Origin of the sequence: Rahnella woolbedingensis, assembly GCF_003602095.1 — a bacterium.
Lineage (GTDB): Bacteria > Pseudomonadota > Gammaproteobacteria > Enterobacterales > Enterobacteriaceae > Rahnella > Rahnella woolbedingensis.
In genome coordinates, this window is record NZ_RAHH01000004.1 from 37528 (window position 1) to 58303 (window position 20776).

20 protein-coding genes are annotated in these 20776 nt (G+C 53.4%); 15 read left to right on the forward strand and 5 right to left on the reverse strand.

Annotation, left to right across the window (positions count from 1 at the left end):
- Positions 1-128: 128 nt before the first annotated feature.
- From D6C13_RS03700 to pspG, 7 genes are all read left to right on the forward strand, one after another.
- Complete coding sequence (locus D6C13_RS03700; RefSeq protein WP_120131489.1) at positions 129-1115, forward strand: substrate-binding domain-containing protein; 987 nt, start codon at positions 129-131, stop codon at positions 1113-1115.
- A 14-nt stretch (positions 1116-1129) separates the two neighbouring features.
- The gene (locus D6C13_RS03705) at positions 1130-2671 is read left to right on the forward strand and encodes a sugar ABC transporter ATP-binding protein (protein ID WP_120131490.1); all 1542 of its coding nucleotides are present in this window, start codon (positions 1130-1132) and stop codon (positions 2669-2671) included.
- A gap of 102 nt (positions 2672-2773) precedes the next feature.
- Positions 2774-3772 carry an ABC transporter permease gene (locus tag D6C13_RS03710; RefSeq protein ID WP_244212629.1) on the forward strand — a complete coding sequence of 333 codons (999 nt, stop codon included), beginning with the start codon at positions 2774-2776 and terminating at the stop codon, positions 3770-3772.
- An 89-nt stretch (positions 3773-3861) separates the two neighbouring features.
- A complete protein-coding gene (locus tag D6C13_RS03715; protein ID WP_120131492.1) occupies positions 3862-4923 on the forward strand; it encodes a zinc-dependent alcohol dehydrogenase family protein in 1062 nt (353 codons plus the stop codon).
- An 18-nt stretch (positions 4924-4941) separates the two neighbouring features.
- Entirely contained in the window at positions 4942-5835 is an 894-nt protein-coding gene (locus tag D6C13_RS03720) for an aldose 1-epimerase (RefSeq protein WP_120131493.1), read from the forward strand.
- Between the two features lie 184 nt (positions 5836-6019).
- Entirely contained in the window at positions 6020-7027 is a 1008-nt protein-coding gene (gene dusA, locus D6C13_RS03725) for a tRNA dihydrouridine(20/20a) synthase DusA (protein ID WP_120131494.1), read from the forward strand.
- A 192-nt stretch (positions 7028-7219) separates the two neighbouring features.
- Entirely contained in the window at positions 7220-7456 is a 237-nt protein-coding gene (gene pspG / locus D6C13_RS03730) for an envelope stress response protein PspG (RefSeq protein ID WP_120131495.1), read from the forward strand.
- A 509-nt stretch (positions 7457-7965) separates the two neighbouring features.
- Here pspG and D6C13_RS03735 read toward each other — a convergent pair.
- Positions 7966-8949, reverse strand: a complete 984-nt coding sequence (locus D6C13_RS03735; RefSeq protein WP_120131496.1) for a quinone oxidoreductase — start codon at positions 8947-8949, stop codon at positions 7966-7968.
- A gap of 182 nt (positions 8950-9131) precedes the next feature.
- Here D6C13_RS03735 and dnaB point away from each other — a divergent pair, with 182 nt between their 5' ends.
- Both dnaB and alr read left to right on the forward strand, forming a co-directional pair.
- Positions 9132-10538: a replicative DNA helicase gene (dnaB, locus tag D6C13_RS03740; protein ID WP_013577363.1), complete on the forward strand. Its 1407-nt coding sequence runs from the start codon at positions 9132-9134 to the stop codon at positions 10536-10538.
- A gap of 172 nt (positions 10539-10710) precedes the next feature.
- On the forward strand, positions 10711-11790 hold the full coding sequence (alr, locus tag D6C13_RS03745; RefSeq protein ID WP_120131497.1) for an alanine racemase: 1080 nt from the start codon (positions 10711-10713) through the stop codon (positions 11788-11790).
- A 3-nt stretch (positions 11791-11793) separates the two neighbouring features.
- On the opposite strand, the gene D6C13_RS03750 is transcribed toward alr, so the two are convergent.
- Positions 11794-12573 carry a transporter substrate-binding domain-containing protein gene (locus tag D6C13_RS03750; protein WP_120131498.1) on the reverse strand — a complete coding sequence of 260 codons (780 nt, stop codon included), beginning with the start codon at positions 12571-12573 and terminating at the stop codon, positions 11794-11796.
- Positions 12574-12719: 146 nt separating this feature from the next.
- Here D6C13_RS03750 and D6C13_RS03755 point away from each other — a divergent pair, with 146 nt between their 5' ends.
- The gene (locus tag D6C13_RS03755; RefSeq protein ID WP_120131499.1) at positions 12720-13184 is read left to right on the forward strand and encodes an Lrp/AsnC family transcriptional regulator; all 465 of its coding nucleotides are present in this window, start codon (positions 12720-12722) and stop codon (positions 13182-13184) included.
- A 245-nt stretch (positions 13185-13429) separates the two neighbouring features.
- Positions 13430-14062, forward strand: a complete 633-nt coding sequence (locus D6C13_RS03760) for a YitT family protein (protein ID WP_120131500.1) — start codon at positions 13430-13432, stop codon at positions 14060-14062.
- A 66-nt stretch (positions 14063-14128) separates the two neighbouring features.
- Here D6C13_RS03760 and D6C13_RS03765 read toward each other — a convergent pair whose 3' ends face one another.
- Positions 14129-14878: a 3-oxoacyl-ACP reductase family protein gene (locus D6C13_RS03765; protein ID WP_120131501.1), complete on the reverse strand. Its 750-nt coding sequence runs from the start codon at positions 14876-14878 to the stop codon at positions 14129-14131.
- A gap of 225 nt (positions 14879-15103) precedes the next feature.
- Here D6C13_RS03765 and D6C13_RS03770 point away from each other — a divergent pair, with 225 nt between their 5' ends.
- Complete coding sequence (locus D6C13_RS03770) at positions 15104-16297, forward strand: amino acid aminotransferase (protein WP_120131663.1); 1194 nt, start codon at positions 15104-15106, stop codon at positions 16295-16297.
- Positions 16298-16508: 211 nt separating this feature from the next.
- On the forward strand, positions 16509-16862 hold the full coding sequence (locus D6C13_RS03775; RefSeq protein WP_120131502.1) for an MmcQ/YjbR family DNA-binding protein: 354 nt from the start codon (positions 16509-16511) through the stop codon (positions 16860-16862).
- On the opposite strand, the gene D6C13_RS03780 is transcribed toward D6C13_RS03775, so the two are convergent.
- Positions 16844-17764, reverse strand: coding sequence for a pyridoxamine 5'-phosphate oxidase family protein (locus tag D6C13_RS03780; RefSeq protein ID WP_120131664.1), 921 nt, complete (start codon positions 17762-17764; stop codon positions 16844-16846). The genes D6C13_RS03775 and D6C13_RS03780 overlap by 19 nt on opposite strands.
- Positions 17765-17769: 5 nt before the next feature.
- Positions 17770-18390, reverse strand: a complete 621-nt coding sequence (locus tag D6C13_RS03785) for a glutathione S-transferase family protein (protein WP_120131503.1) — start codon at positions 18388-18390, stop codon at positions 17770-17772.
- 101 nt (positions 18391-18491) lie between these two features.
- Here D6C13_RS03785 and D6C13_RS03790 point away from each other — a divergent pair, with 101 nt between their 5' ends.
- The gene (locus D6C13_RS03790; protein WP_120131504.1) at positions 18492-19409 is read left to right on the forward strand and encodes a LysR family transcriptional regulator; all 918 of its coding nucleotides are present in this window, start codon (positions 18492-18494) and stop codon (positions 19407-19409) included.
- A 115-nt stretch (positions 19410-19524) separates the two neighbouring features.
- Positions 19525-20706 (forward strand): alpha/beta hydrolase-fold protein, encoded by a 1182-nt coding sequence (locus tag D6C13_RS03795; RefSeq protein ID WP_120131505.1) that lies wholly within the window; start codon positions 19525-19527, stop codon positions 20704-20706.
- Positions 20707-20776: the final 70 nt, after the last annotated feature.

A 20776-nucleotide genomic window follows, 5' to 3' on the forward strand; every position in this document is an offset into this window, starting at 1 on the left:
GCGAGTATGTTTTATTTTATCCTCGCTGTGTTAACAAAAAATAATCATTAATTTCACAATTACAACGATGACGGTCTGACATCGTTTTTAAAGATAAACCACGCCAACCCAGGAAATCCGGAGGGATCATGTTCTTCAATAATAAAAGAATTGCTCTGACTACCGCCTTACTTACCGGTCTTTTGTCATTGTCTGCGGCGCAGGCACAAACCGGTAAGCCGCTGACAATTGGCGCGATTTACCTTGATACACAGGGTTATTACGCGGGCGTTAAAGCGGGCGTGCAGCAAAGTGCCGATGCGTACGGCGAGAATATTAATCTTATCGAAACCAACGCGCAGGGGGATATCTCCAAAGAAAGTACCTTCATCGATACTCTGATTGCTCGTAATGTTGACGCAATTATTCTGTCAGCGGTGTCTGAGCAAGGCAGTCGACGGGCCATTCAGCGTGCCAGCGAAGCGAATATTCCGGTGATTTGCTACAACACCTGCATCAGCGCTAAAGGCGTCGAAAAATATGTGTCCGCTTATCTGGTGGGCGATCCGCTGGAGTTTGGGCGTAAAGCCGGTAATGCGGCGTCCGACTATTTTATTGCCAACAAAATCACAGCGCCAAAAATCGCGGTGATTAACTGTGAGGCGTTCGAAGTTTGTGTACAACGACGAAAAGGTTTTGTAGAGGCGCTGAAACAACGGGTGCCGGGCATGACGATTGTCGCCAATCAGGAAGGAACGGTGATTGATAAAGCGATTTCCGTTGGCGAAAAATTGCTCATCTCCCAACCTGACCTCGACGCTATTTTCGGTGAATCCGGTGGCGCCACGCTTGGAGCGGTTAAAGCGGTGCGTAACCAGAATCGTGTCGGCAAAACGGTGGTCTTCGGAGCTGATATGACCACCGAAATTGCGCAGGAACTGAATAAAAATCAGGTGCTCAAAGCCGTTGTCGATATCTCCGGTAAGAAAATGGGCGATCAGGTCTTCGCCAAAACGTTACAGGCCATCAATAAAACCCTGCCGGCTGAAAAAGTGGTTCAGGTACCGATTGACCTGTACACCACCGCGGCTCAGGGCCAGGGCTGGCTGGACATCCATCAGGACGGATTACCTTAATCTGAGGGCCTGCTATGTCAGCATTTGCACACGAACAATACATCGCATCCCTGTCTGAAGATGACACTGATAATGTTGCGGCAATTCGCGGCGGCTATAAAGAATATCCGGGCGTCATCGCGCTGGAAAATGTGGATTTTACGCTAAAACGCGGTGAGATCCGTGCCTTATTGGGGAAGAACGGTGCGGGGAAATCCACGCTTATCCGCTTACTCACTGGCAGTGAAAAACCAGACCGCGGAACCGTGATGCTGGGCGGGCAGCTTCTGTCTGGTAGTGATGCCCGGCTCACCCGTCGCGCTGCCGAACTGGGAGTGCGTGCGGTGTATCAGGAGCTCAGCCTGGTGGACGGCTTGAGTGTGGCGGAAAACCTCTACCTTGGTGAATGGCCACGCAGCGGTGGCATTATTGATACCCAAAAAATGGTGCAGCAGGCGCAACATTGCCTTGCTCATCTGGGGGTGGACATCGACCCGTTACAGAGGGTCGAAAACCTCAGCACTGCGCAAAAACAGTTGGTGGAAATTGCCCGCGTGATGAAAGGGCATCCGCAGGTGGTGATCCTCGACGAACCTACCAGTTCGCTAGCCTCAAACGAAGTCGAGTTGGTAATTGCGGCGGTAAGGTCCATGTCTGAAGCCGGCATTGCGGTGGTATATGTCAGCCACCGGATGAGTGAGATCCGCCGTCTGGCATCCAGCGCGACCATCATGCGCGACGGTAAGGTCGCGGGAAATGTACAACTCGCTGATGCCTCTACCCGTGAGATTGTTGCCCTGATGCTGGGTCACAGTGACCATCAGAATAATCAGGTGACACAATCGCAGGGGGGCGAACCGGTGCTGACCGTGCGCGGCATGAGCCTACCTCCCAAACTTCATGATATCCATTTCGAACTGCGCCGTGGCGAGGTGTTGGGCATCGCCGGATTGCTGGGCTCAGGCAGAACGGAACTGCTTAATGCTCTGGCGGGGCTGGCGCCTTCTGGTGACGGTGTAATAGAAATTGACGGACAGGTGATCCGCAAACCGACTTATGCGCGGATGTTGGCACTCGGGTTGGGATATACCCCTGAAAACCGTAAAGATGCGGGGATCATGCCGCTGCTGGGTGTTGATGAAAATACGGTGATGACTAACCGACACCGTGTCAGTCGTTTTGGCATTCTGCAATGGCCGAAAGTCCGGCTGTTTACGCAGGAAATCATTGAACGCATGCGGATTAAAACCGCGAGTACAACAACACCCATTGGCACGCTTTCGGGGGGGAATCAGCAAAAAGTGGTTATTGGCCGCTGGGTATATGCAGGAAGTCGGGTGTTGCTGCTTGATGAACCCACCCGTGGTGTGGATGTGGAAGCTAAAAATCAGATTTACCAGATTGTCCGTCAGCTGGCTAGCGAGGGGAAAAGCATCATCTTTGTCTCGAGCGAAATTGAGGAGTTACCCCTGGTCTGTGACCGCATCCTGTTGCTACAAAAGGGCACACTGACCCGAACCCTGACCTCACCCGTCAACACCGAAACACTCATGGCTGAAATATTGGCATCACATTGACCGGTCAGACCGTGAAATATGGCACGGCAACCCGTGTTTATATTTTTAATGAATTAATGTTATCCCCTGCTGATGGGAATAATATGGAGTGATGAAATGACAATGACGACATTAACGTATTCTCATGAAAAAGGAAGTTTGCGCCGTGCCTTTATTTCGGCCCATATAAATGCCATTGGTTTGCTGGTCGTTATTGCACTGCTCTATCTGGTATTTTCATTTTATGCACCAGGTTTTATTTCACTCAGTAACCAGATGAATATCCTGCGTGATGCGGCGACCATCGGCATTGCAGCCTGGGCGATGACGCTGGTCATTATTGCCGGTGAAATCGATGTCAGTGTTGGCCCGACGGTGGCGTTTGTCTCCGTCTGTCTGGCATACCTGATGCAGGCGCAGGTTCCGCTGGCCGCTTCAATAGTACTGGTGCTGTTCCTCGGTGCGGTGTGCGGTACGCTGGCAGGTTTTCTTCGCGGCTGGTTTAACGTCCCCAGCTTTGTGGCCACGCTGGGATTATGGAGTGCGTTGCGCGGGCTGGGTTTGTTCATGACGGATGCTTTACCTGTGCCCATTGATGAAAATAGCATCATGGACTGGCTCGGTGGACAAGTCGTGGGGATTCCTGTGTCGGCGCTAATCATGCTGATTTTATTTGTTATTTTCCTTTTTGTTAGTCGCAAAACGGCGTTTGGTCGCTCCGTTTATGCTGTGGGCGGGAATGCGGCGGCGGCACAGCTATGCGGTATCAACGTTAAACGCGTACGCGTGTTGATCTTCACACTTTCCGGCCTGTTAGCCGCGGTCACTGGAATTTTGCTGGCTGCCCGTTTGGGGTCCGGCAATGCAGGGGCGGCGAGCGGACTGGAGTTTGATGTGATTGCCGCCGTAGTGGTAGGTGGCACAGCATTGTCTGGTGGTCGTGGTTCCCTGCTCGGTACGTTGCTCGGCGTGCTTGTCATTACCCTGATAGGTAACGGATTAGTGTTGCTGGGCATTAACTCCTTTTTCCAGGAGGTGGTCCGTGGCGTCATTATCGTCGTCGCCGTACTGGCGAATATCCTGCTGACTGAGCGAAATAATCGTGTCCGCTCGAAAAAATAATGTGTCTCATCACGCCTTGCAACGAAAGTTTGCGGGGCATGATGGCAAAAATAATATGCACACTTTTTAAATTTAGAGAGAGTAATAATATGAAAACCATGTTGGCTGCTTACCTGCCGGGTAATTCCAGCGTTGAGCTTCGCGAAGTGCCGATCCCACAGCCTGGTATTGGTCAGGTATTAATTAAAATGAAGTCTTCGGGTATTTGTGGCAGTGATGTTCATTATATTTATCATGAACATCGGGCCACGGCGGCGGCACCGGATAAACCGCTTTATCAGGGGTTTATTAATGGTCATGAGCCCTCCGGGCAAATTATCAGCCTGGGCGCCGGTTGCCGCCATTTTAAAGAAGCCGACCGTGTGTTGGTCTACCATATCTCCGGCTGTGGATTTTGCCCAAACTGCCGCAAAGGTTTTCCTATTTCATGCACCGGCGAAGGGAAAGCAGCCTATGGCTGGCAGCGGGACGGTGGCCACGCCGAATATCTGCTGGCTGAAGAAAAAGACCTGATCCATCTGCCAGATTCACTGAGCTATGAAGATGGTGCGTTTATCTCCTGCGGTGTGGGCACGGCTTACGAAGGGATTTTACGCGGGAATGTTTCAGGCAGCGACAATGTGCTGGTGGTGGGTCTCGGGCCGGTGGGCATGATGGCCATGATGCTGGCAAAAGGGCGCGGTGCTAAACGCGTTATCGGCGTGGATGTACAGCCTGAGCGGTTGGCAACGGCACAAAAGCTGGGGCTGATGGATCACGGATTTCTCGCAACAGGTGAAAATCTGATCCCGACTCTCATGGAACTCACTCGAGGCGGAGCGGATGTTGCGCTGGATTGTTCCGGTAATGCACAGGGACGTCTGCTTGCGCTTCAGGCTACTGCAGACTGGGGGCGGGTGGTGTATATCGGTGAAACTGGCAAAGTGGAATTTGAAGTCAGTGCCGATTTAATGCACCACCAGCGGCAAATTATTGGCTCGTGGGTCACCAGTCTCTACAACATGGAAAAATGTTGTGGCGACCTGCATGACTGGAAAATGCGCCCGCAAAATGCCATTACGCATCGCTTTACACTGAAACAGGCGGGTGAAGCATATGCACTGATGGCCAGCGGTAAATGCGGAAAAGTGGTCATTAACTTTGCAGAGTGATAGCTCAGGGAGAGCCCGATGTCTTTGTTTACACTGGCAGGTTCAAAATTATCGCTGATCGTGTCTACGCATGGCGGCAGTATCGTAAAACTCGTGGCGCATCATCCTGAAGGCGACCAGCCCTTGTTGCGCCCCGCGGTGGTGGCACCGGAAACACCGCCGCTCGAATCGTGCTGTTTTCCGTTGGTTCCTTTTGGCAATCGGGTAAACGGGAATACTTTCGAATTCGACGGAATATCTTATCCGCTTGTGCCAAATACCGGCTGGGATGCGCATTATCTGCATGGTGATGGCTGGCTTAATGAATGGCATTGCCCAGAACACTCCGCAAGGCATGTATTGCTGGAATACGTGCATACGCAAGGCGCATATCAGTATCACGCCCGTCAGTTTTTTGAACTCGATGATAACAAAATCACGGTGACGCTCAGTGTCACCAATCTTGCTCAAAAAGAGATGCCATTTGGTCTGGGGTGGCATCCCTATTTCCCACTGGCAGCGGATACTTTGTTACAGGCCAATGCCAACGGGTATTGGCAGGAAGGGGCGCAGTGGCTGGCGGGTGAACATGACACGAATATCCCGGCTGATTTGTGTTTCGCCACCGCTCAACCTTTACCGCGCCGCTGGGTGAACAACGGTTTTTCTGGCTGGGACGGACGGGCGAAAATCACCTGGCCGCAACATCAGCAGCAACTCCTTCTCACCACTGAACCTGCCTGCCCGGTCTGTTTTATCTTTGTTTCCGATCCTGTTTTTGACCCCGGCTATGATTTTGATTTCTTCTGCTTCGAACCCATGAGTCATGCTGCGAATGCTCATAACATGCCGGATCTTGGGGGGCTTAAGGTGCTTCAGCCACAGCAAACGCTCACTCAATGTATGACGCTATCTGCACAAACGCTGACGTGACGTAATAATGTTGTGTGGATTACGGGGAGAAGTGATGGACATCTAAAGCAGCTCAGCAGCGCGAGATGCCGAATCTTTGTTCTGTGGTATAATCAGTGATTACCTTCCCTCTGGCGTTGCGCCGGAGGGAGCGCCACGTACCCCTTCAGCGAATGTCAGGCCGATGTCAGAAACTCAACACGCAATGCCTCAGACCACTCCGTTTTCCCCCCAGCGTTTTTCCGTTGCGCCGATGCTCGACTGGACCGATCGCCACTGTCGCCATTTTCACCGGCTGATGACCGGTCAGACGTTGCTGTATACCGAAATGGTCACCACCGGTGCCATTATTCACGGCAAAGGGGATTATCTCGGGTTTGGCGACGCTGAACATTCGGTGTCATTGCAGCTTGGCGGCAGCAATCCGGCTGACCTTGCGCATTGCGCGAAACTGGCAGAAGAACGGGGTTATGACGAAATTAACCTCAACGTCGGTTGCCCGTCGGATCGCGTGCAGAACGGCATGTTTGGTGCCTGTCTGATGGGACAGGCGTCACTGGTGGCTGACTGCATCAAAGCCATGCGCGATGTGGTCTCGATTCCGGTCACGGTCAAAACCCGTATCGGTATTGACGAGCAGGACAGCTACGAATTCCTGTGCGATTTTATCCGTCAGGTTTCAGAAAACGGCGGCTGCGATACTTTCATTATCCATGCGCGCAAAGCCTGGCTTTCCGGTCTCAGCCCGAAAGAAAACCGTGAGATCCCGCCGCTGGATTACCCGCGCGTGTATCAGCTTAAGCGTGATTTCCCGCAGCTGACGATGGCGATTAACGGCGGTATTAAAACGCTCGAAGAAGCCAAAACGCACCTCCAGTTTATGGATGGCGTCATGGTCGGTCGCGAGGCTTACCAGAATCCAGGTATGTTGCTGAACGTGGATCGCGAGCTGTTTGGCTCCGACGCGCCGCTGAAAACTGGGCCTGATATCATCCGCGCGCTGTATCCATATATCGAAGCGGAACTGAGCAAAGGCACCTATCTGGGCCACATTACCCGTCATATTCTTGGTCTGTTCCAGGGCGTGCCGGGCGCGCGACAGTTCCGTCGTCACCTGAGTGAAAACGCACATAAAGCAGGCGCGGGCATTAATGTGGTTGAACAGGCATTGCAGATGGTCGCTCAGCAGCAGGAAATGGCTACTCAGGCTTAATTAACCGGTGAGCAAACTCACTATCTGTTAGTCAAATTTACTATCTTTTCGCAGGTCGTCCGTGCCTGCGAATTGTTTTTTCCTTATCATTCAATCAATTATTCATTTTGTCATGCTGGCACGTTTCTTGTAATAGTGAATGCGTGTTCTGACATCACGTCTTAATGCACATGGCTTATTAAGGAGCACCCGATGCTGGAAATTCTCTTCGTGCTTGGTTTTTTCTTTATGCTGATGCTGACCGGCATTTCGCTGCTGGGCATGGTCGCTGCGCTGATCGTGGCATTTGCTGTGATGATGTTGGGTGGGTTTCTGGCGATTGTTATAAAAATGTTGCCGTGGCTGGTTCTGGCCGTGGTCGTGGTGTGGATTTACCGGACATTCATTAAGCCGGATCAGCCAAAATATCGCCGCCGCCGTTTGCCGTAATTTCTGCTTCCGGTAATGGGTTTTCGTAACTGCATGAAATGCTGTTGATTAACGATGGTCTTTTAAACACAAAAAAATGTAACCGTTGCAGCGATAACTTTTGCTTATGTGCTAGCGATCACAGGCCGGGTCAGAATGTGCGGTGAAAGTGCATAAATCATATTTTTTAACATGGGTGACTGTTAGGATGGATTCCATTGCAGATTAACGTATCGCAAAACGAATTCATCAAGTCCGCTAAGGCACACAATAGTCGCATAAGTGACATCGCCCGGTGGATTTACCCGGCAGTACCCTACAGCAGTACCCGTCTGAAATCAGAGGTCGTCTGAGTCAGACAGTAAGAAAGGCTTCCATATTCTGGAAGCCTTTTTTGCATTCTTCCCCGTCGCCCTTGCCGCCACAGCTGTGTTAGCTGCACTCACTCACCCGAATCACTTACCTGAGTAAGCTCATCGGGACTCCTTCGTTTGCTGCCTTGCTGTAACGTCAATGGCTTAGGGAAACTGTTATGGAATGAGTAAACTCGAACCCTGCGTCACGCGGCTTTCCAGCGTTTCGTGTGCGCGTTTTGCCTCGGAGAGCGGGAATTTCTGTGCGTCGCTGACATCCACTTTTATCGCACCGCTGGCAATCAGGGAGAACAACTCGCTGCTCGCCTGCGCCAGTTCTTCACGGTTAGTCACGTAGCCATTCAGGGAAGGGCGCGTTACGAACAGTGAACCTTTCTGATTGAGGACAGCCAGATCCACGCCTTTTACCGGGCCGGAAGCGTTGCCGAAACTGACCAGTAAACCGCGACGTTTCAGGCTGTTCAGCGATTTCTCGAAGGTGTCTTTACCCACGGAGTCGTAAACCACCCCGACTTTTTCGCCGCCGGTCAGTTCTGCCACGCGTGCCGCGATATCTTCTTTCTGATAATTAATCGTTGCCCAGGCACCGGCTTGTTTCGCACGTTCGGCTTTTTCATCAGAACCGACAGTGCCGATCAGTTTCACGCCCAGTGCTTTTGCCCACTGGCAGGCAATCAGGCCCACGCCACCTGCGGCAGCATGGAACAAAATGGTTTCACCGGCCTGCACTTCGTGGGTCTGGCGCAGTAAATAGTAAACCGTCAGCCCTTTAAGGAAGGATGCCGCCGCCTGTTCAAAACTGATGGCGTCCGGCAGCAGGGCGATTTTTTCCTGCGGCACGTTATGGAATTCACTGTAAGCGCCGAGCGCCGATTGCGCGTAGACCACGCGGTCGCCCGGTTTAACAGCGGTCACGTCGCTGCCGACTTTACTGACAATCCCCGCCGCTTCGGTGCCTAAACCGGCCGGAAAACTGGCGGGCGGATACAGACCGCTGCGCACGTACGTATCGATATAGTTGATACCGATGGCTTTATTCTCGACCTGAACTTCGCCAGCCTGCGGATCTTGTGGCTGATAATCAACGTATTGCAGAACGTCAGGGGTGCCTGTTTCAGAAAACTGGATGCGCTTTGCCATGTTTTTCCCTCGTGATGGAGTCTGATTTCAACCCTAGGCTAAATGTCCGGGACAATCCAGATTTTCGGCACTAAGGGTTAATACCCTTTTGAAATGGTTTATACTGTCGCGCGAGTCTGGCTCCTAATTTTGGAAACCCGACGCTCATAAAACAGGCGCTTAGAGCAGGAACTAATCCACAGATGGCAGCAAAAAAACCGACCAATCAACAGAACGAAAACCGCGATCGCCAGATGGAAGGATTGAAACTTCCGCCGCATTCGCTGGAAGCTGAACAATCCGTTCTGGGCGGGCTGATGCTGGACAACGAACGCTGGGATAACGTCGCCGAGCGCGTGGTCAGCAATGACTTCTTCAGCCGCCCGCATCGCCTGATTTTTACTGAAATGCAGCGTTTGCTGGAAATGAGCAAACCGATTGACCTGATTACGCTTTCTGAATCTCTGGAACAGAAAGGGGATCTGGACTCTGTCGGCGGTTTTGCGTATCTGGCAGAACTCTCGAAAAACACCCCAAGTGCGGCGAACATCGGCGCGTATGCCGACATCGTGCGTGAACGCGCGGTGGTGCGGGAAATGATCTCCGTCGCCAATGAAATTGCCGATGCGGGTTACGACCCTCAGGGGCGCAGCAGCGAAGACCTGCTGGATTTAGCCGAATCCCGCGTATTCCAGATTGCCGAAAGCCGCGCCAGTAAAGACGAAGGCCCGAAAAGCATCGACCGCATTCTGGAAAGCACCGTGTCCCGTATCGAAGAACTGTTCCAGCGCCCGCACGACGGCGTGACCGGTGTGTCTACCGGCTATGCGGATCTCGACAAGAAAACAGCCGGTCTGCAAAAATCGGATCTCATCATCGTGGCTGCGCGTCCGTCGATGGGTAAAACCACATTTGCGATGAACCTCGCCGAAAACGCCGCGATGATGCAGGATAAACCGGTCTTAATCTTCAGTCTGGAGATGCCCGGCGACCAGATCATGATGCGTATGCTGGCGTCGCTTTCCCGCGTTGACCAGACAAAAATCCGTACCGGTCAGCTTGATGATGAAGACTGGGCGCGAATCTCCAGCACCATGGGCATTTTGCTCGAAAAACGTAACATGTATATCGATGACTCGTCCGGCCTGACGCCAACCGAAGTCCGTTCGCGTGCGCGACGTATCTTCCGCGAGCACGGCGGCCTGAGTCTGATCATGATCGACTACCTCCAGCTGATGCGCGTTCCGGCGCTGTCCGATAACCGTACCTTGGAAATTGCCGAAATCTCCCGCTCTCTGAAAGCGCTGGCGAAAGAATTGCAGGTGCCGGTGGTAGCGCTGTCGCAGCTCAACCGAAGCCTGGAGCAGCGTGCCGATAAGCGCCCGGTCAACTCCGACTTACGTGAATCCGGCTCCATCGAGCAGGACGCCGACTTAATCATGTTCATCTATCGTGACGAGGTCTATCACGATAACAGTGAAGAAAAAGGCATTGCGCAAATCATCCTCGGTAAACAACGTAACGGCCCGATCGGTACCGTCCGCCTGACCTTTAACGGTCAGTGGTCGCGGTTTGATAACTATGGCGGCCCGCAATACGACGAAGACTAGTGCGGAGCTAGCTTACTTGCCATTTTGAACCCGGGCAGTGCTCAAAATCCTCACGTACTTTGTGTACGCTCCGGTTTTTCCGCGCTGGCCGTGTCCAAACTGGCCGCGACGCTGACGCCCCTAAACATTAGCGGTTAGGTTAACACTCTCAATTTCATGCAAAGGACTCAAAATGAAAGCGGCTACGGCTGTCATTGATCGCCGCGCTCTGCGACACAATCTGCAACGGGTGCGTCATTTGGCGCCACAAAGTCGTCTGGTTGCGGTAGTCAAAGCAAATGCTTATGGGCATGGTCTGTTAGAGACGGTGCACAGTCTGCAGGACGCCGATTATTACGGCGTTTCCCGGCTCAGTGAGGCGCTGACACTGCGCAAAGCCGGTATCGTGAAACCGATTCTTCTGCTCGAAGGCTTCTTTTCCGCCAGCGAATTACCCCTGCTGACTGAACATCAGCTCGATACCGCCATTCATAGCATTGAACAGTTGGAAGCGCTGGAAAGCGCTGACCTTGCGCGTCCGCTGAATGTCTGGCTGAAAATCGACACCGGAATGCACCGTCTGGGGGTTCATCCTGCACAGGCAGAGGCGTTTTATCAGCGCCTGGGTGCCTGCAAAAATGTCGTACAGCCAGTCAATATGATGAGTCATTTCTGCCGCGCCGATGAACCCGAAAGCGACGCCACAACGAAACAGCTGAACAGCTTTAACGCGTTCGCCGACGGCAAGCCGGGGCAGAAATCGATCGCGGCTTCCGGCGGGATTTTGCTGTGGCCGGAATCGCATATGAATCTGGTTCGTCCTGGCATTATTTTGTACGGTGTATCGCCAATGGAAACCGGCACGGCCAGCGATTTCGGGCTGCAACCGGCAATGACGCTGACCTCCAGCCTCATCGCCGTGCGCGACCATTTCGCCGGTGAACCGGTCGGTTACGGCAGTACCTGGGTCAGCGACCGTGATACGCGTTTGGGCGTGGTCGCGATGGGGTATGGCGACGGCTATCCGCGCAGTGCGCCGAACGGCACGCCGGTGCGGATCAATGGTCGCGAAGTGCCGATTGCCGGGCGCGTGTCTATGGACATGATCACCGTCGATTTGGGGCCGCAAGCGAAAGATAAAGTCGGTGATGAAGTGATTTTCTGGGGCGATAAATTACCGGCTGAGCGCATTGCGCAGGCAACCGGTATCAGTGCGTATGAGCTGATTACTCAGCTCAGCGAGCGCGTGGCCCGCCTTTATATCAACGACTAGATCTTACTTCTTTACCGCCAGCCACTGGCTGACAATCTTCTGATAATCGCCGGTGGCTTTACTCAGGTGCAGCCACTGGTCGACATACATCTTCCAGCTCACGTCATCACGCGGCAGCATGTAGGCCTTCTCGCCATATTGCAGCGGCTTTTTCGGGTTCACCGCGCACAGCTTCGGATAACGTTTCTGCTGATACAGCGCTTCCGACGCATCCGTAATCATCACATCCGCTTTCTTATCCACCAGCTTCTGGAAGATGGTCACATTATCGCTCAGCGTCAGCGTGCCTTTTGGCAGATGGCTGTGGACAAAGGCCTCATTGGTGCCGCCCGCCGGTTCAATCAGGCGCACGGACGGCCGGTTCAGCTGGTCAACGGTCTGGTACTGACGCACATTTTCGCAGCGCACTAACGGGATTTTCCCGTCCTGATCCAACACGTTAGCAAACCAGGCTTTCTGCTGGCGCTTCAGCGTGACGGAAATCCCGCCCATCGCGATATCACAATGACCTGCGTTCATTTCATCCGGCAGGGATTTCCAGGTGACCGGCACCCAGTTCACTTTTACGTCCAGACTTGCCGCCAGTGATTGCGCCATCGCGATATCAATCCCTTCATATTCCCCGTTTTCTTTCAAAAACGTATACGGCTTATAGTCGCCGGTAGTGCAGACATTCAGCGAGCCTTTTTGTAATACGCGCTCAAGATGGGAAGATGTGGTATCCGCTTTTGCGAAAGCGGGTAAAGCAGACAGTAAGGCGAGAGAGTAGAGTACTTTTTTCATTATTCTTTCCTTGTGTTTAAATCATGCGCAAGTATAAGAAAAAACAGCCGATAAGTATTTATAACTCGTTATTGTGGGAATGTTTTTTGCAATGCCTTTGCAATAAAAATCCGACACATAAAAATTAAAACGACAGGAAAGGTGCCATGTATAGCGTTGATGATTATGACCTGAAAATTCTGACCTTATTACAAGCCAACGGAAGACTGACCAATCAGGAACTGAGTGAACTGGTCGGGCTGTCAGCTTCGCAATGTTCACGTCGCCGGATTGGTCTGGAACAGGCTCAGATGATCCTCGGCTATCACGCGCGTCTGGCCCCTGAAGCGCTGGGTCTTGGCATGATCGGGTTGATTGAAGTCAGGCTTATCAACCATTTGCCTGCACAGGTCGACGCCTTTCACAGTATGCTGGGGGAAGTGGCTGCCATCATTGACGCCTATAAAACCACCGGCGATGCCGATTATTTGCTAAAGGTCGCCGTAAAAGATTTAGCCGGTTTGAGCACGTTGATAAGCCAAATCCTGTCAGTGCATAAAAGTGTGGCGCATGTGAAAACGTCGGTAGTCCTTAACCGGTTAAAAGAAATCGGATTATTAACACTGGGCTAAGTAATATAACCCGGTCTTTTGTGCGCACTGTTATGGTGATTTGTTTTGGTGCAAGCTCACTTTAATAGTGCATTATTTTGAATTAATATGCGCATTCTGTGCATGTAAAGATTAATTAACGCGTCATAAAATCTTATTTTCAATTTTTAATGCAAATTTTGTGCGTGAATATTGCCTTAATTTCCCATCTCATTAATTATCTCAAAATCAGTCTTAAGAAATATTATTTTGGGGTACGGGGAATTATGGAAAGTGCAGACGACATCAAACAGCCGGCTGAGCAACCGCGCATCGGGCATACGCTGGTGGAAGATGCGCTGGCGATCATTATCGGTACGCTGATGGTCTCTTTTGGCGTGGTGATGTTGCGGCAGGTCGGCGCGCTGACTGGTGGTACGGCAGGAATGGCGTTTCTGGCGCATTACGTGACACAGATTTCGTTCGGCACCGCGTTCTTTATCATCAACTTACCCTTTTATTACCTCTCTTTCCGCCGTATGGGTTTGCAGTTCACGCTGAAAACCTTCGCCGCGGTCGCACTGGTTTCCGTGTTTTCTGACCTGCATCCGCTGTTTGTGCATTTCGATCATCTTCAGCCGTTCTACGCCACATTGTTTGCCAATGTGATTATGGGCATCGGTTTCATTGTGCTGTTCCGCCATAAAGCCAGCCTCGGCGGCGTGAACATTCTGGCGCTGTTTCTGCAGGATAAATACGGTATCCGCGCCGGTAAACTGCAAATGGGCGTGGACTGCTGCATCGTGCTGGCGTCGCTTTTCGTGGTGAGTTACGAAATGCTGATTGCCTCGGTACTGGGCGCGGTGATCGTCAATCTGATCATCGCGATGAACCATCGTCCGGGGCGCTACAGCGTCTGACGAAATGAATAAAGAATGGCGCAAACAGCGCCATTCTTTTAGTGAGTTGCGGTGGTTTTCGATGAACTATGCGCCGAAGCCGCCGTCAATCGTCAGGTTCGCGCCGGTGATGTAACCCGCTTCAGGGCCGGAAAGATAGGCCACAAAGCTGGCGATTTCGCTGTCTTTACCGTAGCGGTTGAGCGCCATATAGGAACGCATACCCTCAGCCATTTCGCCATCTGCCGGATTCATATCGGTATCCACCGGGCCCGGTTGCACGTTATTTACGGTAATGCCGCGTGGGCCTAAATCACGTGCCAGACCTTTGGTCAGGCCGACGATAGCGGATTTACTCATGGCATACACCGCGCCGCCCTGGAACGGCATCCGGTCGGCGTTGACACTGCCGATGGTGATGATGCGCCCGCCGTCAGGCATATGGCGCGCAGCCTGCTGGCTGGCGACAAATACGCTGCGCACGTTGATGGCGATGGAACGGTCGAAATCATCCATGGTCAGCGCATCGATTTCGCCAAAGGCCAGTACACCGGCGTTATTCACCAGAATATCGATTTTGCCGAATGCTTTGGCGGCGCTGTCAATAGCTGTGCGCACGCTGCTTTCATCGGCGCTGTCTGCTTTAATCGCCAGTGCTTTGCCGCCGCTGGCTTCAATACTTTTTACCAGCGCCTGTGCTTTATCTTCAGAAGAAACATAGGTGAAGGCCACGCTGGCACCTTCACGGGACAGACGCTGAACGATGGCGGCACCGATGCCGCGTGAACCACCCTGTACAAAAGCGGCTTTACCCTGCAGTGAGTGTTGTGTGGTCATGTTGAGATGCTCCGGAAGGTGAGATGACTGTATGATCGTAGACTAAATGAGCAGAACAGCATCTCAGGCGAACGGGCGGTTTGATATGCAGGATGTGCCCGACAAATGACAACATAGTTGTCATCTTTTTTAACGAACTTTGATAGTCTGTGAAACAGTCGCGATGCACCGGGCTACCGGGGGCTGATCGCTGCGCTACTTAACCCTACCAAGGAGATGTATACCGTGTTCGAACATGTCGATGCTTATGCCGGTGACCCGATTTTGTCGCTGATGGAAAGCTTCAAAACCGATCCGAGACAAGATAAGGTAAACCTGAGCATCGGTCTTTATTACGACGAGCAGGGTATTATTCCGCAACTGGCTGCGGTGGAAAATGCAGAAAACCACCTGAACGCCGGGCCGCAGGCCGCGTCAGTGTATCTGCCAATGGAAGGTCTGCCGGCATACCGTGCAGGCATTCAGGAACTGCTGTTTGGTGGCTGTCATCCGGCGCTGAAACAACAGCGTATCGCGACGATTCAAACTGTCGGCGGTTCCGGCGCGCTGAAAGTGGGTGCGGATTTCCTGAAGTTTTATTTCCCGAATTCAGAAGTTTATGTGAGTGACCCGACCTGGGAAAACCACGTGGCTATCTTTGGCGGCGCAGGCTTCAAAGTACATACCTATCCGTACTTTGACGCAGAAACGCTGGGTGTGAATTTCACCGCCATGATCGAACGCCTGAAAACCTTACCGGCGCAAAGCATCGTGCTGCTGCACCCATGCTGTCATAACCCGACGGGCTCTGACCTGACGCCAGCCCAGTGGGATCAGGTGATTGAAGTCACCAAACAGCGCGAGCTGATCCCGTTCCTCGATATCGCTTATCAGGGCTTTGGCGCAGGCATTGATGATGACGCTTACGCCATCCGCGCGATGGCGGCAGCGGGCGTGAACTGCTTCGTCAGCAACTCCTTCTCGAAAATTTTCTCCCTGTATGGCGAGCGCGTTGGCGGATTGTCTGTGGTTTGTGAAGACAGCGAAGCCGCAAGCCGCGTACTGGGTCAGCTGAAAGCGACCGTGCGCCGTAACTATTCCAGCCCGCCGAATTTCGGTGCGAAAGTGGTGGCGAAAGTCCTGAGTGACAGCGCCCTGAACGCCCAATGGAAAGCCGAAGTCGAGAAAATGCGTACCCGTATTCTCGAGATGCGCCACACGCTGGTCGATAGCCTGAAAACCGCCTTGCCGGGCCGCAATTTTGACTACCTGCTGCAACAGCGCGGGATGTTCAGCTACACCGGTTTCAGCGAAGCGCAGGTGGTTCGTCTGCGCGAAGAATTCGGCGTATACCTGATCCTCAGCGGTCGCGTCTGCATGGCGGGTCTGAATCACCATAATGTGAAACAGGTTGCTGAAGCCTTCGCTGCCGTTCAGTAAATCCCCGTCATACTTCGGGCTGCTGCTTCGTTGGTTACGCCTTGCTTCACCCCGAATTATTTAGGGGATTGGATAGGTATAGGGTCGACAGAAATGTCGGCCTTTTTTGTATTTGCGATCTGTTACCTTTCTTTTTCGCGATGTTGCTGCACACTAAATAGACGATTCCGGTTTGCGGGGTCGTCAACATCAGACAAGGAGAGAGGCCAAAATGACCAGTTCGGAATTGCTCGACTATTGCATGGGAAAACCTGGGGCAGAACAAAGTACCCAAAATCAGCTCGGTGCGAATCAGATAAAAGTGGGCGGCGTCATGTTCGCCATGTTCTGTGATTGCCAGGGACATGAAGCGGTATCGCTGAAAACCACCACCGGCATGGCCGGCAAGTTACGTGCCGAACATACCTGTATTCTTCCGGGTAAGAATCTCAATAAGGCGCACTGGAATACCGTGGTTCTCGACGGCACCCTGCCGGATTCTCAATTTTATTCCCTGATCGACAGTTCTTATCAGATGGTCGTCTCCGGCTTAGAGGAGCATCGCCGTCAGGAAATGGGCATCTGATCGCCTGACCAGTGGCCGGTTTTCAGCGTCGCGGGCGAGAAATCCGGTGATGCTGCACGCCACGGCAACGCGGCGCGAAAGCGCCACACGCGGGTGATATCCAGACTCCAGTAGCGTTCTGCCCCTGCCGGGCCGGGAAACGCTTCCGGCTGCCAGTGGATCTGCGTATGTCCCTGAAGATGCAGAATATCGCCGTTCTCGAAATCCATAAACAGCAGCGCTTCACGCGGTTCTGCCAGTAAATTTCCCAGCGTATTCATGTAGCGATTGCCGCGAAAATCCGGCACCCACAAACGGTTCCCGATCAGATGCGCAAACCCCGGCTGACCGCCGCGATGCGACACATCCGCGCCGCCATGCGCGTGGCTGGCGATGAAAAATGTGTCAGCGCGTGCAATCAGTGCGCGCGCGTCGGCATCCGGCTCCGTCATATCTTCCCTGGGAGGCAGCGGTAAACTGACCGGCGTATCCGTCAGTTTGCGGATCTGAATATACTGCGGACAATTGCCAAAACTCTGATCGACGACGATCTCGATCCGGTTTTTATCAATGCGCCCGATCCTGCCGTTCACCCGGTTACGCCGCCGGTTGGAAAAATCGATCCCCAGCCCGCCTGCCTGTTTCCCCGGCTGTAAGGCGGCCAGCGCCGGATCGTCCGCCCGCCTCGGGGCATTCACCCGCAAATGCGATGCATCAGGCGTGCGGATAAATCCGGCAGGCCCGGTCAGTAAGGTCGCCACCGGCCAGCCGTTTTCGTCCAGCGTTGAGATAAACAAATAGGGCAGAGCGGCGAAAAACAACCGGTGCTGTTCCGGCATCGCTTCACGGATGCCGTGTGCTTCGACGTCAAACCCTGCCATGTCCTGAGCCAGAATTTCGTCTGCATGGAAAGGGTTATTCATCATGTTTACCCCACAATTTCAGGCAAAGGTAACGCCGGCAGCGGCGTAAAGCCGGGCAGGCCTTCGATGCGCGCAAGCCAGCGCTGAATGGCCGGATAACCCGTCAGCGACACGCCGCCTTCCGGTGCGGTGGCCACGTAGCTGTAACAGGCCAGATCAGCAATGGTGGCGCGATCCGTTGCCAGAAACTCACGGTTTTCCAGATGTTCTTCCAGCTGTGGCAGGAATTTCGCAGCCACTTTCAGTGCACTTTCATACACTTCCGGCGCAGAAAACTGCTTCACCATACGCGCAGAGGCCGGGCCGTATCGCACTTCGCCGGCGGCACGGGACAGCCATTTTTGCACCTCGGCAGCCGGCAATGGATCTTCGGGTAACCAGTGACTGTCCGGCGCGTAGCGTTTCACCAGGTACACCAGAATCGCATTGCTGTCGGTAAGAACGTGCTCACCGTCGGTCAGCACCGGCACCTGTTGCAGCGGATTTAGCTGCGCGAACGCTGCGGTCTGGCGAACGTCCTTTCCGCCGTCCCGGGTTTCAAAAGGCAGGCTGAGCATATTCAGCAACAGGGTCACGCGGTGGCAGTGGCCGGAAAGCGGTGTGCTGTAAAGTTGGATGGCGGGCATGGGTTGTCTCCTTTATGTGTCTGACGTCAAGATTACTCTTGCACTAAACGATTGGGATCCACGAAGATTGAAATTGAGCGTTTCACTTTGTGGAAGAATTTATGGATCGTTTGGACGAAATGGCGATTTTTGTCGCTGTCCTTCAGTATGGCAGCCTGGCGGAAGCTGCCCGTAAACTTCACCGTTCGCCACCGGCAATCACCCGCGCCATTGCTTCGCTGGAACATCGTTTCGGCGCCAGACTGGTCGAGCGGACCACCCGCAGCCTGGCACCGACCGAGGCAGGCGCGCGGCTGGCAGAAAAGGCGAGGATTTTACTCAGCCAGTATCAGGACGCCGTCGAAGACACCGCAGAAACTCAGCTCAGTGGTCTGCTGCGTATTACCGCGCCGGTGCAGTTTGGCCGTAAACACATTGCGCCGCTGGTGATGGAATTTCTGGCGCAGCATCCTGACATGCAAATTGAGATGATGCTGAACGACCGGAATCTGGATCTGATCGACGAAGGTTTAGATCTGGCGGTGCGTATCGGGCATCAGGAAGACTCAGGTAAAGTGGCGCGTAAGGTGGCAGAAGTCACCCGCATACTGGTCGCCAGCCCGGCGTATCTGGCGTTACACGGCGAGCCACAGCATCCGTCTGAACTGGCATCGCATCAGACCGTGATGGGCACGCTGCGCACGCAAATCCGTGAATGGCGTTTCGGGCCGCATGAGGATGACCTGCGTGTGCGGCTGTCGCCGCGTTTGCTTTCCAATGACGTCGAATCGCAGCTTCTGGCGGTACGCAGCGGGCAGGGGATTGCGCGCTTGTTGTCGTATCAGGTGAGCGACGATTTACAGGCAGGCAGCATGGTACGGCTTCTGGCGGATTTCGAACCGTTGCCGCTGCCGGTACAACTGGTGGCGCAACAGGTGCAGCAGATGCCGCGCAAGGTGCGCACATTTTGGGATTTCACCTATCAGCGGCTGAGCGAACTTCCGCAACTTCATGCGCTGGACGCATCCTCTGAACAGTGACGCCGATCACGCTCGTGTGCGGTAAAAATAACCTACTCTGAGAGTTGTGCAAAAACAGTGAGTTACTTCAGGACAGGTTGTCCGTTTACTCACGCCAACCCAGAAGGAAAGGATGATGACCCGTAACCGGCTGAATCTTGCCACGCTTTTGATACTGGCGCTCAGCGCGCCGATCTCCATGACTGTCTCTGCGCAGAGTTTGCCGCAGGATCCTGATGCGTCGGTGCCTGCCAAAAACTACATCACGGCGGTAAATCCCGATTTAACCATCACTTACCGGCTGTATGCGCCGACTGCCGAACACGTTGACGTGGTAACCGGTGCGACGCCGGTGACGTACATTCCGCATCAGATGACCAAGGACGATAAAGGCGTCTGGAGCTGGACGTCGGATGCGCAGAAACCGAATCTCTACGAATATTTCTTCAACGTTGATGGCTTACGTATTGCCGATCCGGGCAGCGCGATGCCTAAGCCGCAGCGTCAGGTGAATACCAGCCTGATCCTGGTGCCGGGCAGTATTCTGGATGTGAAAAACGTGCCGCACGGCGAAGTCCGTACGCTGACTTATCATTCCGCCGCGCTGAATTCAGAGCGTCAGGTCGCGGTGTGGACACCGCCGGGTTACACCGACGCGTCACAGCCGCTGCCGGTGTTGTATTTCTATCACGGCTTTGGTGATACCGGCCGCTCGGCGCTGGATCAGGGACGTATTGCGCAAATCATGGATAACCTGCTGGCGGAGAAAAAAATCGCGCCGATGCTGGTGGTTATTCCGGATACCGAAACCGACGCCAAAGGCGTGGTGCCGGAAGATTACGTCACCAAAGATCGCCGTAAGGAGTTTTATCCGCGTAATGCCGCAGCGGCCGATAAAGAACTGACCGGCGACATTATCCCGCTGATTTCTAAAACCTTCCGCGTGCGCGATGACGCCGCCGGACGCGCACTGGCCGGGCTTTCACAAGGCGGTTATCAGACGCTGGTCAGCGGCATGACGCACCTCGACCAGTTCGGCTGGCTGGCGACGTTAAGCGGTGTAACTACCACGACAGTCCCGAATGCCGACGTCGAAAAACGCTTCGCCGAACCGGATAAAATCAACGCGCAGCTGAAAAACTTCACGTTAGTGGTGGGGGAAAAAGATGTAGTGACGGGTAAGGATATCGCCGGACTGAAATCTGAGCTGGAAGAGAAAAAGATTAAATTTGATTACCACGAATACCCGAATCTCGGCCACGAAATGGACGTCTGGCGCCCGGCCTATGCGGAGTTTGTGCAGAAGATATTTAAGTAAGTTTGAACCGCAATGTAGAAAAGTTAGCTCCTCCCCCTGCGAAGGGGAGGAGCTGATCGGCGCTTTAACC